10 protein-coding genes are annotated in these 12920 nt (G+C 67.9%); 5 read left to right on the forward strand and 5 right to left on the reverse strand.

From position 1 onward, the window contains the following. Positions 1-87: 87 nt before the first annotated feature. On the reverse strand, positions 88-486 hold the full coding sequence (locus tag OV208_RS09555; RefSeq protein ID WP_267573523.1) for a VOC family protein: 399 nt from the start codon (positions 484-486) through the stop codon (positions 88-90). Positions 487-854: 368 nt separating this feature from the next. Here OV208_RS09555 and OV208_RS09560 point away from each other — a divergent pair, with 368 nt between their 5' ends. Then, positions 855-1055 carry a hypothetical protein gene (locus OV208_RS09560; protein ID WP_267573524.1) on the forward strand — a complete coding sequence of 67 codons (201 nt, stop codon included), beginning with the start codon at positions 855-857 and terminating at the stop codon, positions 1053-1055. A gap of 206 nt (positions 1056-1261) precedes the next feature. Further along, a complete protein-coding gene (locus tag OV208_RS09565; protein WP_267573525.1) occupies positions 1262-2539 on the forward strand; it encodes a hypothetical protein in 1278 nt (425 codons plus the stop codon). 116 nt (positions 2540-2655) lie between these two features. On the opposite strand, the gene OV208_RS09570 is transcribed toward OV208_RS09565, so the two are convergent. From OV208_RS09570 to OV208_RS09585, 4 genes are all read right to left on the reverse strand, one after another. Continuing rightward, positions 2656-3378: an outer membrane beta-barrel protein gene (locus OV208_RS09570; protein WP_267573526.1), complete on the reverse strand. Its 723-nt coding sequence runs from the start codon at positions 3376-3378 to the stop codon at positions 2656-2658. A 107-nt stretch (positions 3379-3485) separates the two neighbouring features. Then, the gene (locus OV208_RS09575) at positions 3486-4718 is read right to left on the reverse strand and encodes an acetate/propionate family kinase (protein ID WP_267573527.1); all 1233 of its coding nucleotides are present in this window, start codon (positions 4716-4718) and stop codon (positions 3486-3488) included. A 12-nt stretch (positions 4719-4730) separates the two neighbouring features. Continuing rightward, complete coding sequence (locus OV208_RS09580) at positions 4731-7202, reverse strand: phosphoketolase (RefSeq protein ID WP_267573528.1); 2472 nt, start codon at positions 7200-7202, stop codon at positions 4731-4733. A gap of 13 nt (positions 7203-7215) precedes the next feature. After that, positions 7216-8310, reverse strand: coding sequence for a class I fructose-bisphosphate aldolase (locus OV208_RS09585; RefSeq protein ID WP_267573529.1), 1095 nt, complete (start codon positions 8308-8310; stop codon positions 7216-7218). 209 nt (positions 8311-8519) lie between these two features. On the opposite strand from OV208_RS09585, the gene OV208_RS09590 reads away from it, so the two are divergent. From OV208_RS09590 to OV208_RS09600, 3 genes are all read left to right on the forward strand, one after another. Continuing rightward, positions 8520-10049 (forward strand): Cof-type HAD-IIB family hydrolase, encoded by a 1530-nt coding sequence (locus OV208_RS09590; RefSeq protein ID WP_267573530.1) that lies wholly within the window; start codon positions 8520-8522, stop codon positions 10047-10049. Positions 10050-10300: 251 nt separating this feature from the next. Next, positions 10301-11887, forward strand: coding sequence for an efflux transporter outer membrane subunit (locus OV208_RS09595; protein ID WP_267573531.1), 1587 nt, complete (start codon positions 10301-10303; stop codon positions 11885-11887). 10 nt (positions 11888-11897) lie between these two features. Beyond that, positions 11898-12908 carry an HlyD family secretion protein gene (locus tag OV208_RS09600; protein ID WP_267573532.1) on the forward strand — a complete coding sequence of 337 codons (1011 nt, stop codon included), beginning with the start codon at positions 11898-11900 and terminating at the stop codon, positions 12906-12908. The last annotated feature ends 12 nt before the right edge of the window (positions 12909-12920 follow it).

Raw genomic sequence — 12920 nt, forward strand, 5'->3', positions numbered from 1 at the left:
TATCCAGAAATATCTGCATCATCAGCTCTCGCCGGGCCTGACTCGGCGAGAGGAAGTCGTGACGCTCCAGCAGCCCGGCCGGCCGCATCAAGCCTGCGGCGCCGTCCAGACAAGGTTCCACAGGTGGCCGTCGAGGTCCTCGAAGCCCTGGTCATACATGAAGCCGTGGTCCTCGGGCGGATGCGGAGTGCGGCCGCCGGCGGCGACGGCCTTGGCGATCAGACTGTCCACTTCCTCCCGGCTCTCGCAGCTCAGGCAGATGACGACCTCGTTGGCGTCCTTCGCCTGCACGACGGGCTTGTCGATGAGGGTCTTGAAGAACGCTTCGGTCGTCAGCATGGCATGAATGCTGCCATCCACGATGACCATGAACGCCGCGCTCTCGTTACTGAATTGTGGATTGAAGCTGAAGCCGAGAGCGGAAAAGAAGGCTTTGGATTTATCCAGGCTTTTGACCGGCAGGTTGAAGATGATCTGCTTGTTCATGATGTCCTCATGTCGAAAGGTGAGTCGAAGAACGAGTCCTGCATCCGGACGACGACTGATGACTGTACCGCACCGGATTGTTGGGACACCAGATTGGTCGTAATCAGGCCGCTTGCCTCGACAGCATCAGCTCTCGCCGGGCCTGACTCGGCGAGAGGAAGCCGTGACGCTCCAGCAGCGGTAATGAATTCTCGCTGGGGAATCCGTGTGGGCACAGTTCAAGACTTGTGCCCACACTCCTTTGCCGTGGGCTGTTCCTGGAAGGTGTCGATGGTGAAGAAGTGCCCTCCCTTGCCCCAGGCCCGGGTCGTCCGAAACGTGGAGAGGAGCGCCGCATGACGCGACCGCTCTTCAAATGAGGTTCCGTGATGCGTGAAAGCCTTCGTCCCAGGGGAGAGGCGCTGCGCGGCGCAGCCCGCAGGATCGCGGTGCGGAGGGCCGAGGCGCCGGAGGCTCCCCTGGTCCAGCTCATCACGGAGGCGGCCCGCCACTTCGACCTCTCGCCGAGCGAGGAGCAGTTGCTGCTGTCGGACCTGCTGCCAGGGAATCCGGAAGCGGCCTGGCCCTGAGTTTCCATGCCCGGAAGCCGGAGACCGCAGTCCGATGGCTCAAGCTCGCGCGTGTCCAGCCCGCCCCGCGAGGGCACTTCGCGGGACGCGCGCCAACACCCGTGCCCGACCCGGGCCCTGTATCCGCCGACCGCGTCTGGCTCTATCAGTCCGCCTTGAGCGGCAGGCCGGGACTCCCCGCACCTGCCGCTCCAGGAGGCAGCACAATGAGCAAGGAACAGTTCCCCATGCAGGGGCAGCAGATGTTTGGTGAAGCCATCAAGGCCCGCATCGCCGACGCGGTGCACGAGCGCGTCGTCTCCGGGCTGGAGGAGCGGATCGGCACGGAGATTCGTGAGCGCGTCGGCGAAGCGGTCCGCGGCGCGTTGAGCGAGCGCTCGATGAACATGCAGCAGGGGGACGGCGGCGGGCAGCCGTTCGACGCGGAGCAGATCGCCGACGCCGTCCACAACCGCCTCACCGACGTCATCCGCGAGCGCGTCACCAGCGGCGTGCACGAGCGCGTCCGCGATGTGCTCCGGGAGCGGCTGGGCGAGGCGCTGCGCGGCGCCCTGACCGAGACCATGATGAGCCTCCAGGGGGGCGGGCAGATTGACACCCACCGCATCGCCGAGCGCGTGCGCGCCCGGCTCGAGGACACCCTCCGCGACAGGCTCGGCTACGTCGTGCGCGAGCGCGTCCGCGACGCCATGCGCGAGCGGCTGGGCGAGGCGCTGCGCTCCGCGATGATGGAGCGGAGGATGGGCATGGAGGGCCTCGCGCCGATGGACTCCGAGCGCATCGCCGACGCCATCCGCACCCGGCTCGTCGACACCATGTCCGAGCGCATCCACGCCGCCGTGCGCGAGCGCGTCCGTGAGGCGCTGAAGGAGCGCCTGGCGGAGACGCTGCGCTCCGCGCTGTCCGAGCGCAGGATGCAGGGCTTCGGCCAGGTCGACCCGGAGCGCATCGCCGACCTCATCCGCGATCGCGTCGCGGACGGCATCCGTGAGCGCGTCCAGAGCGGCCTGCGCGAGCGCGTGCGTGACACGCTGCGCGAGCGGCTGGGCGACGAGCTGCGCACGCGGATGAGCGAGCGCACCATGGGCTTCGCGGGCATGCAGCCGCAGGGCGCCGGCCAGATCGACCCGGAGCGCATCGCCGAGGCGCTCCGCGGGCGGCTCGTGGACACCCTCCACGAGCGGCTGTCCAACAACCTCCGCGAGCACCTGCACGAGGCGCTGAAGGAGCGGCTGGGTGACGCCGTCCGCGAGTCGATGGCCTCGATGGGCCCCACGATGCGCGGCGGGTACGGTGAGCAGGCCATGGGCGGCTTCCAGTCGCAGGGGCCCGGTCAGGTCGACACCGAGAGCATCGTGGCCGCCGTCCGCGATCGCGTGGGCGAGGACCTCCGCGAGCGCATGGCGGACGTCGTCCGCGAGCGCGTCAGCGAGGCAGTGCGCAAGGAACTGAAGAACGGCGCCGGGACCCAGCCCCTGGCCTGACGCGCACCGCGGCCCGGGCCGGTAACGGCCCCACGGACGCAGGGCCCGGACTTCCTCGCCAGCGGGAGTCCGGGCCCTCCTTGCTTCGCGTCACTCCCCGACGCGAAAGCCCAGGCTCAATAGCGGATGCCGAAGTTGACCGGGATGTACTGGCCGTTGGCCTTGCGCGTATCGCCGCCCGGCACGTCGACGCTCGAGCCGAAGATGTAGTGGTAGCGCCCCTCCACGTAGAGGCGGAGGTCTCCGTTGATCTTCAGGGTGACGCCGACACCACCGCTGAGACCGAAGTCCGTGCTGCTGCGCGAGCCGAGGACCTCCGTCACCGGCACCACGTCCGTGGCGCAGTAGTACAGCCACGGGTCGCAGTACGGGACGGCCGCGACGCCCGCCAACTGGGTCAGATCCACCGTGCGGTAGTACACGCCCGGCCCGGCGATGAAGTAGAAGCCGAGAGTGCTGCGGGGAATCACATTCCAGACGGCGTTGAGGCTGCCGTACTGCATGTAGTGGTTGCCGTCGACGCCAGTCCCGGTGAGCACGTCGGAGCGGATGTCATAGCCGCTATAGAAGTACTCAGCCATGATGCCGAGGCTCCTCTGGAACTGGTAGCCGAAGCCCAGTTGGAAGCCGCCGCCTGTCTCGAAGCGGTCCCCCGCGTCGGAGACCGGGAAAGAGAGGCCGCCGCCCACGTTGAACATGAAGTGCCGCTCGGGAAGCTCCATCCCCTGCGTCACGAAGCCCGCCGTGTCCGCGTCCGTGCCGGACACCGTCTGGGCACGCGCCCCTCCAGGTACGGTGAGCGCCAGCAGGGCAAGGGGAAGCACTGTCTTCAATCGCATGACGACCGCCTTTGGGCACCGGACTGCGTGGTGCTGGGAGCGTGGGGATGGGCCGCCTGTCCGCCCACCGCTCCACCAGGGTGGGCCGGGCAGGCAGGCACGCGCTCTCACCGAGGACCGGGTGCAAGACCTGTCGTGCTCAGCACTCTCTGGGTGTGGAGGGCGATCATCGCCTCTTCGTCCGTGGGAATCACCCAGGCGGAGACGCGGCTGCCGGACCGGGTGATGCAGGGGCCTCCGCGAGCATTGGCCTCCTCATCCAGTTCCAGCCCGAGCCAGCTCGCCTCGCGACAGACCCGCTCGCGAATGGGCGCGGCGTGCTCGCCAATGCCGCCCGTGAAGACCACGGCGTCCAGGCCGTGCAGGGCCGCCGCGAGCGAGCCCAGCTCGCGATGGATGCGATAGACGAACAAGTCCAGTGCCTCGGCGGCGGCGGCACTGGAGCCGCCGAGCAGCTCGCGCATGTCGCTGGATTCGCCGGAGACGCCCAGCAGGCCGGATTGCTGGTAGAGGAGCCGCTCCAGCGCGCGCGCGTCCATGCCGTGCCGGTCCATCAGGTAGAGCAGGACCCCGGGATCCAGGGCACCGCAGCGGGTGCCCATCATGAGCCCATCCAAGGTGGTGAGGCCCATGGTCGTCGCCACGCTTCGTCCCCGGAGCAGGGCGCACATGCTCGCGCCGTTGCCCAGGTGCGCCACCACCGTGCGTCCTTCGGCGGCCCCGGGCACCGTGCGCGGCAGCGTGGAGGCGATGTATTCGTAGGAGAGGCCATGGAAGCCGTAGCGGCGGATGCCCTCCTCGGCGTAGCGGCGGGGCAGGGCGAAGGCCTGGGCCACGGGGGGCTGGGTGCGGTGGAACGCCGTATCGAAGCAGGCGACCTGCGGCACCGCTGGCGCCGTCCGCGTGACGGCTCGAATCGCTTCCACGCAGTGGGGCTGGTGCAACGGCGCCAGCGGAATGAGCGCCTCCAGCTCCGCCAGGGTCGCCGCGTCGACGAGTGCGGGCCCGGAGAAGCGCATGCCGCCATGGACCACCCGGTGGCCGGTGGCCGCGATCCGGTGCCCGCCGAGTACACCCTCCCGCCCCCAGGCGAACAGGAAGTCGGTGGCGCCCATGTACCCGAGCTGCGTTCCGGGGGCCCAATCCCTCTGGCTGATGACGGCACCGTCCGCGTGCGCGACGAACCGCGGACGGGTCGACAGCTCCTCGAACTCCCCCCGCAGGAGGAGGCGGAGGGGCTCCTCATCGAGGAAGACGGAGAACTTCAGGCTTGATGAGCCGGCGTTGAGCACGAGCAGCGCGTCCGGCACGCCCCCCGTTTCGGATGTCCGCCGCGCCATGCGTCAGCCCTCTCAGTCCGGCCAGGTCCAGTCCGCGATTTCAGGACGATCCGTGCCGTGCTCGTGCGCGTAGGCCAGGTTGTCGAGGATGGCGTTGCGCATCTCCTCCTTCAGGTGCCCTGCCTTCGCTTGCATCCCCGCCACGCGATCGATGACGTCGATGACCAGGTGGAAGCGGGACGTCTCGTTCAGGATCGCCAGTTCGAAGGGCGTGTTGATGTTGCCTTTCTCCCGGTAGCCATGCACGTGCAGGTCTTCGTGGTTGATGAAGCGATAGGCGAGCTTGTGGATGAGCGAGGCATAGCCGTGGAAGCTGAAGATGATGGGCTTGCCCGGCGGGAACAGGCTTTGGATCTCTCGTTGGGTGGACCCGTGCGGATGGTCCGCCGACGACTGGAGCTTGAACAGGTCGACGATGTTGACGAAGCGCAGCTTCAGGTTCGGTGCGCGCGCGCGCAGGATGGAGGCGGCGGCCAGGGCCTCCTGCGTCGCGACGTCGCCGCAACTGGCCATGATGACATCCGGCTCCGCGTCCTGGTCCGTGCTGGCCCGCTTCCAGATGCCAAACCCCTTGGCGCAGTGGGAGATGGCCTCCTCGATGCTGGTGAACTGCAGGTGCTTCTGCTTGTCCGCGACGATGACGTTGACGCAGTCGGTGCTGCGCAGGCACTGGTCCGCCACCACCAGCAGCGTGTTGGCGTCCGGAGGCAGGTAGATGCGCGTTACCGTGCCGGACTTGTTGGTCACCAGGTCGATGAACCCCGGGTCCTGATGTGAGAACCCGTTGTGGTCCTGACGCCACACCGTCGAGGAGAGCAGGATGTTCTCCGATGCGACGGGCGCCCGCCAGCTCACGTGGTTCTTGCTGATGTCCAACCACTTGGCGTGCTGGTTGAACATGGAGTCGATGACGTGGGCAAACGCCTCATACGTGTGGAAGAGGCCGTGACGCCCGGTGAGCAGATACCCTTCGAGCCAGCCGAGCAGCGTGTGCTCCGACAACATCTCCATGACGCGGCCGTCCCGCGCGAGCTCGCCCCCGTCGAGGTCCTCCGGCAACAGGTTCGCCATCCAGGCCTTCTTGCTCGCCTGATAGATGGCCTGGAGCCGGTTCGACGCGGTCTCGTCCGGGCCGAAGACGCGGAAGTTCGTCGGGTTGTCGCGCATGATGTCGCGCAGGAACTCGCCGAGAGGCTTCGTGTTCTCATGCAGCGTGGTGCCGCGCGGGCCGACCTTGACCGCATAGTCGCGGAAGTCGGGCAGCCTGAGCGTCTTGCGAAGCAGGCCGCCGTTGGCGTGGGGGTTCGCGCTCATCCGCCGGGGCCCCTTGGGTGCAAGGGACCTGACCTCCGGATTCAGTCGTCCCTGCGCGTCGAACAGCTCTTCAGGCCGGTAGCTGCGCATCCAGTCCTCGAGCGCCTTCAGGTGCGCCGGGTTGCCCCGCACGTCGCCGAAGGGGACCTGGTGTGAGCGCCAGGTGCCTTCCAGCTTGTGCCCATCCAGCTCCTTTGGACCCGTCCATCCCTTGGGCGAGCGCAGGACGATCATGGGCCAGCGCGGACGCGTCGGGGTGTCCGTCTGCCGCGCCGTCTTCTGCAGGGTCCGGATCTCCTCGACGGCGCGCTCCAGGGTCTCCGCCATCTTCTGGTGCATCTGGGCCGGGTCGCTGCCCTCGACGAAGTAGGGCTTGTAGCCGTAGCCGACGAACAGGGACTCGAGCTCCTCCGGGCTGATGCGGGCGAGGATGGTCGGGTTGGCGATCTTGTACCCGTTGAGGTTCAGGATGGGCAGCACGGCGCCGTCCCGCGCGGGGTTGAGGAACTTGTTCGAATGCCAGGCCGTCGCGAGCGGTCCGGTCTCGGCTTCGCCGTCACCCACGACGCAGGCGACGATGAGGTCGGGATTGTCAAAGGCCATACCGTACGCGTGGGAGAGGCTGTAGCCGAGCTCGCCGCCTTCATGGATGGAGCCCGGCGTCTCCGGGGTGACGTGGCTGCCGATGTGACCGGGGAAGGAGAACTGCTTGAAGAACTTCCGCATCCCCTCCGCATCCAGGCTCTTGTCCGGATAGACCTCCGAATAGGTGCCCTCAAGGTACGCCGGCCCGAGCACGCCCGGGGCGCCGTGGCCCGGCCCGGCCACGAAGACGACGTCGAGGTTCTGTTCGACGATGAGCCGGTTCAGGTGGACCCAGACGAACGAGAGCGCCGGGCTCGCGCCCCAGTGGCCGAGCAGCCGATGCTTCACGTCCGCAGGCACCAGGGGCCTGTGCAGCAGCGGGTTGTCCTGGAGGTAGATCATCCCCACCGCGAGGTAGTTGCACGCGCGCCAGTACGCGTCCATCAACTCCACTTCCCTGGCGGTGAGCGGTCCCCCCCCCTGGGTCCGCTCCCTGGCTGGCGTGGAGGGCCCCTGGCCGTGCTCCCTGGCGGACAATGACGGCCCAGACTCTTCGGATGCTCCCGTCCCTATCGGGTGTGCCATGACATGTCTCCCATCAGTGTTGGGTATGGAGTGTTGAGTCGGGTTGGCCGTGGATGGAGGGAGGCTCCGCTGCCCGGGCGAAGCCCGCTTCGCCCTCCATGTCGCCGCTGTAGCTGCCCAGGGCCGCCGCGCTGTCGCACCCGGCGCGGCGGTGGAACATCTGCTGGGCGGCGGGCACGTGCTCGCGCCGGCCCCGCCAGACCTCCATCGCCTCGTCCTGCAGCGCGCGTCCGTAGGAGAAGCTCAGCTTCCAGGGCTTCGGGCCGCCAAGCGCATTGATGGCGTTGAGGTGCTCGGTGGCCAGGACAGCGTCTTGTCCACCGGACAGGAAGACGACCCCGGGGACCGCGGGCGGCACATGGCGCGTCAGGGCGCGCAACGTCGCCTCCGCCACCTCGTCCACCGAGCCCTGTTTCGCGCAACGGAGGCCCGCGGTGACCATGTTCGGCTTGAGCAACATCCCTTCCAGCGACACCTGCGCGTCGAAGAGTTCGTTGAAGACCGCTTGCAGCACGCGCCCCGTCACGTCCTCACACTGCTCGAGCGCGTGCGCTCCCTCCATCAGGACCTCAGGCTCCACGATGGGCACCATGCCCTGCTCCTGGCAGAGGGCGGCGTAGCGCGCGAGCGCGTGCGCATTCGCGTGGATGCACTTCGCGGTCGGCAGCCCGTCGCGGAGGGTGAAGACCGCGCGCCACTTGGCGAAGCGCGCACCGAGCTCGCGGTACTCCTCGAGCCGATCGCGGAGCCCGTCGAGCCCTTCGGCGACGGACTCTCCCGGCGCGCCAGCCAGAGGGTGGACGCCGGTGTCCACCTTGATGCCAGGGATGATGCCGCGGCCAACCAGCAGCTCCAGCAGCGGGATGCCTGTCGAGCTCTCCTGCCGGATCGTCTCGTCCTGCAGGATGACACCGCCGATGAACGCGGCGATGTCGGGCGTACTGAAGAGCATCTCGCGGTAGGCGCGGCGGCTGTCCGAGGTCGACTCGATCGCGCGCGCGGTCAGGCGCTTCGTGATCGTGGAGACTGTCTCGTCCGCCGCCAGGATGCCCTTTCCATCAGCAACGATGGCTCGCGCGGTCTGGTCGAGCCCTGGCGTCGTCGGCATGTGTTCCTCCCATCCATCGCAAGTGAACCTGAGGGCGCCCTGATGCGCCGACAACTGGCGGGACGGCGCTCGGCCATGGGACTGCCTTGGAGCGCCGGGAAGGATGGTGCCGCTCCGTTGCGATGCCATCTTGAACCCTGGACCCAGCCGTCACCGACAACGCCCGGCGCGCGGCTGCCGCAGCGAGCGGGCGGATGCTGGAGACAGCCATGACCATCAAGTTGCTCATCGCGGACATCGACGGGACCCTGGTGACGCGGGACAAGGCCGTCACCGAGCGAACCCGCGAGGCTGTCGCCCGGCTGCGCGCCAGCGGCATCCTGTTCACCGTCACGAGCGGGCGACCGCCGCGCGGGATGGCAGGGCTGGTGGCCGCATTGAAGCTCACCGACCCCGTGGCCGCCTTCAACGGCGGCGTGTATGTCAAATCCGATCTCACGACGGTGCTGGAGCAGAAGACCCTTCCTCCCGCCATCGCCAGACAGGCCGTCGACTTCATGCTCCAGGCGGGCCTGGATGTCTGGGTATACCAGGGGGCGGATTGGTTCCTCCGCGGCCCCGAGGCATTCCGCGTGGCGAGAGAGAGGCGCAACGTCGGGTTCGATCCGGTCGTCATCGCGGACCTGCACGGCGTGCTCGACGCCCCCATCAAGATCGTCGGGGTGAGCGAGGACACCGAGCGGGTCGCGCGCTGCGAGGCCGAACTTTCCCGGCGACTGGGCACCGAGGCGTCGGCGGCACGTTCGACGCCCTACTATGTCGACGTCACGCATCCCGAAGCGAACAAGGGAATGGTCGTGCGTGAGGCCGCGCGCCTCCTCGGGCTTCCCCTCGAGCAGATCGCGGCCATCGGGGACATGGCCAACGATCTGCCCATGTTGACCACCGCCGGCCTTGGTCTCGCCATGGGCAATGCCAGCGCGGAGGTCCAACGCCTCGCACGCCACGTCACGCGCACCAACGAGGAGGACGGGTTCGCCTATGCGGTCGACGCCTTCATCCTGGGCCAGCCGCCCTTCGCCCGGACGAAGCTGGGGCTTCCGCCCCGCACGCGGGCCTGCCTCTTCGGTCTTGATGGCGTCCTCGCCCAGACCTCCAGCCTCCACGCCAGGGCCTGGAAGCAGCTGTGCGACTACTACCTGCGGCGGCGTGCGCGAGCCTCGGGGCAGCCCTTCATCCCCTTCGACCTGGTGCGCGACACCAGCCACTACTTCGACGGCAAGCCGCCCCTGGAAGGACTCCGCGCGTTTCTAGACGCCCGCGGCATCGCGTTGCCGGAGAGCACGGTTCATGCGCTGAACGACCGCAAGGCGGAGCTCCTGGTCGAACTGCTCCGGCAGGAGCAGGTGGAGACGTATGAGGGAACGGTCCGCTACGTCCAGGCGGCGCGCGCCGCTGGACTTCGGACCGCTGTCGTCTCCGCGAGCAGGCACTGCGCGGAGCTGCTCCAGTCCGCCGGCATCTCGGATCTCTTCGACGCGCGGCTCGGCGCCACGCCGCCCCCCGAGGTCTACCCCGAGGTCTACCTCGAGGCCGCACGGGCCCTCGGTGTCGAGTCCGAGGAAGCGGTCGTCTTCGAGGACACGCCTGCTGGCGTCGCGGCCGCACGGGCCGCCCATTTCGCCTATGTCATCGGCGTCGACCGGCTGGGTCGGCCCGCCGAGCTGCGCCGCCATGGCGCGGACCTCGTGGTGACGGATCCAGCCGCGCTCCTCGCTCAGGACGGCACCCCGCACTGAGGGGCGTGCGGCCCTATGACGCGTGCAATGCTTGCCTTCGAGGACGCGTCAGACATTCGAAGCGCCAACCTTGTGCGACGGGCGATATCCACATCGCCCTCGGGTCGGTGTCAGGCCTGGGGGAATGGACATCACCGTCAGCCCCGAGGGGCATTCGGACAGCTCGTACTTCCGCGCGTTCCCCGAAGTGCGGACCATCCCCATCCATCGAGGTGTCTTGAATGCTGGGGACGGGCAGCACCAGGCAGGGGATGAATCCGGGGCGTGCATCCTTCGTCGGCGCGTGGCCGCTGCTCGGCGTCCTGACGGCGCTCTCCGGATGCACGGTAGGGCCCAACTTCACGAAGCCCGAGGCCGTGGTGGCCAAGGAGTGGCGCACCCAGGGCGACCCACGACTCTCGACGCAGGCAGCGGTCGACACCCAATGGTGGAAGTCGTTTGGCGATCCGGCGCTTGATCGCCTCGTCGAGATCGCCTACCGGCAGAACCTGCCGCTGCAGATCGCGGGTCTGAGGATCGTGGAGGCGCGCGCCCAGTTGGGCATCCTCACCGGTCGGCAGTATCCGCAGCTCCAGGTGGCCACCGGCAGCGCCGCCGCGGTGGGACGCAGTGAGAACTCCGCCGCGGCCAACCTGGTGGATCTGGCCAATGTCGGCCCCATCGACCGCCACTACCTGGAATACCAACTGGGCTTCGACGCGCTGTGGGAGGTGGATTTCTGGGGCAAGTACCGGCGGGGCGTGGAGTCGGGGGCCGCCGGCCTGCTCGCGTCGGTCGCGGACTACCAATCCTCGCTCGTCGCGATCACCGCGGAGGTGGCGCGAACCTATGTCCTGGTCCGGACGTTCGAGATGCTCATCGATCAGGGCCGGGAGAACGTCAGGATTCAGGAGGAGGGCTTCCGGATCGCCCAGTCGCGCTTCAGCAACGGTGTCACCTCGGAGCTTGATGTGGCGCAGGCCGCGACCCTGCTGGAGAGCACCCGGGCCACCATCCCCCAATTGGAAGGCGGGCTGGAGCAGGCCCGCAACGCCCTGAGCACGCTCCTGGGCCAGCCCACGGGCGCCGTGGAGACCTTGCTGGCGGGACCCAGGCAGGTTCCGCTGGCGCCCGCGACGGTGGCCGTCGGCATGCCGGCTGAAATCCTGCGGCGGCGTCCGGATGTCCGCAGCGCCGAGCTGTTCGCCGCCGCGCAGTGTGCCCGGATCGGCATCGCCGAGGCGGAGCTCTATCCGAGCTTCTCCCTCTTCGGGACGATCGGGCTGGAGGCGAGCACCAGCGGCACGTCCTCCGGCAATCTCTTCTCCCTTGGCAGCCTGGCGTATTCCATTGGCCCCCGGATTGTCTTTCCCTTCCTGAACTACGGCCGCCTGAAGAATGGTGTGCGTGTCGAAGACGCGCGGTTCCAGCAACTGCTCGTCAACTACCGCAACACGGTGCTCAAGGCGGCCCAGGAGGTGGCGGACGCCCTGACGGGCTTCGTCAATGCCCAGAAGGCCATGGTGTTCCAGCAAGCCGCCGTGAAGGCCGCGCAGCGGTCAGTGGAGCTCGCCCTGGTGCAGTACCGGGAAGGCGCCGTGGACTACCAGCGCGTGCTGGACGCGCAACGCTCGCTCTTGCAGCAGCAGAACAACCTGGTCCAGACGAGCTCCTCCATCGCCACGAACCTGGTCGCCCTCTACAAGGCGCTGGGCGGGGGCTGGGAGGTCCGCCGGGATCAGCCCGTCGTGCCGGAACCCATGCAAAGCGAGATGGAGAAACGGACCGACTGGGGCGACATGTTGTCGAAGCCGCGGACGCAGGAAGTCAAGCACAGCTCGCAGCCCGGAAAGCAATAGAGAGTCCGCCATGCCCAAGTACCCGAAAGGGAAGATCAAGTGGGTCATTGGGTTGATCGCCATCGCGATCGCCGTGTTCATTGGCTTCAAGTACTGGAAGGGGAAGAAATCCGCGCTGCCGGAGGGAATCGTCTCAGGCAATGGCCGCATCGAGGCGAAGCTGGCGGATGTCGCCGCCAAGGAACCCCTGCGGGTGAAGGAAATCCTTGTCAACGAGGGCGACCTCGTCAGGCCGGGTCAGGTGCTGGTGCGGTTGGACACCACCACGCTGGAGTCCAGCCTGGCGGAAGCCAACGCGAACCTCGCGGCCACGCAGGAGAAGCTGGCGGTGGCCCAGGCGGGGATCGTCAAACAGAAGAGTGAGATAGAGCTTGCCACCATTGAAGCCGAGCGCGCTCGAAGGCTGGTGGCGCAGGGGGCCGGTTCGCAGCGGGATCTGGACGTTCGAGCGAGCCAGGTGGAGACCACCCGGGCCGCCCTGGCGGAAGCGGAAGCCACGCTGAAGACCTCCAGGGAGGAGATCGAGGTCGCGCGAGCCAATGCGGCGACGATCCAGACGCGCATCGCCGACGCGACGCTCAAGTCACCCGTGACGGGACGCGTCCTCTATCGCCTCGCCGAACCCGGCGAGGTGCTCGCGCCCGGCGGACCGGCGCTGACGCTGGTGAACCTGGAAGACGTCTACATGGAGATCTTCCTCCCGGCGAGCGAGGCCGCCCGCGTGAAGCTTGGCTCCGAAGCGCGCCTCACCGCCGACTTCGAGCCCGACCGTTCCATCCCCGGGTATGTCTCCTTCGTGTCCCCGGAGGCACAGTTCACGCCCAAGCAGGTGGAGACCAAGAGCGAGCGGGAGAAGCTGGTGTTCCGACTGAAGCTCCAGGTCCCCCGGGAGCTGGCCAGCCGCTACGTCGAGCGCATCAAGACAGGCATTCGCGGCGTCGGCTACGTGAAGGTGGACCCTTCCGCCACCTGGCCTACCAAATTGCAGAACGTCATCACGGCTGAATCCGAATCCCATTAGCCCGGTGACCCG

The sequence above is a fragment of the Corallococcus sp. bb12-1 genome (genome assembly GCF_026626765.1).
Classification (GTDB): Bacteria; Myxococcota; Myxococcia; order Myxococcales; family Myxococcaceae; genus Corallococcus; species Corallococcus terminator.

Coding starts and splice junctions, on each gene's coding strand:
- OV208_RS09555 (WP_267573523.1), bottom strand. CDS start 486: ATGAACAAGCAGATCATCTTCAACCTGCCGGTCAAAAGCCTGGATAAA.
- OV208_RS09560 (WP_267573524.1), top strand. CDS start 855: ATGCGTGAAAGCCTTCGTCCCAGGGGAGAGGCGCTGCGCGGCGCAGCC.
- OV208_RS09565 (WP_267573525.1), top strand. CDS start 1,262: ATGAGCAAGGAACAGTTCCCCATGCAGGGGCAGCAGATGTTTGGTGAA.
- OV208_RS09570 (WP_267573526.1), bottom strand. CDS start 3,378: ATGCGATTGAAGACAGTGCTTCCCCTTGCCCTGCTGGCGCTCACCGTA.
- OV208_RS09575 (WP_267573527.1), bottom strand. CDS start 4,718: ATGGCGCGGCGGACATCCGAAACGGGGGGCGTGCCGGACGCGCTGCTC.
- OV208_RS09580 (WP_267573528.1), bottom strand. CDS start 7,202: ATGGCACACCCGATAGGGACGGGAGCATCCGAAGAGTCTGGGCCGTCA.
- OV208_RS09585 (WP_267573529.1), bottom strand. CDS start 8,310: ATGCCGACGACGCCAGGGCTCGACCAGACCGCGCGAGCCATCGTTGCT.
- OV208_RS09590 (WP_267573530.1), top strand. CDS start 8,520: ATGACCATCAAGTTGCTCATCGCGGACATCGACGGGACCCTGGTGACG.
- OV208_RS09595 (WP_267573531.1), top strand. CDS start 10,301: ATGAATCCGGGGCGTGCATCCTTCGTCGGCGCGTGGCCGCTGCTCGGC.
- OV208_RS09600 (WP_267573532.1), top strand. CDS start 11,898: ATGCCCAAGTACCCGAAAGGGAAGATCAAGTGGGTCATTGGGTTGATC.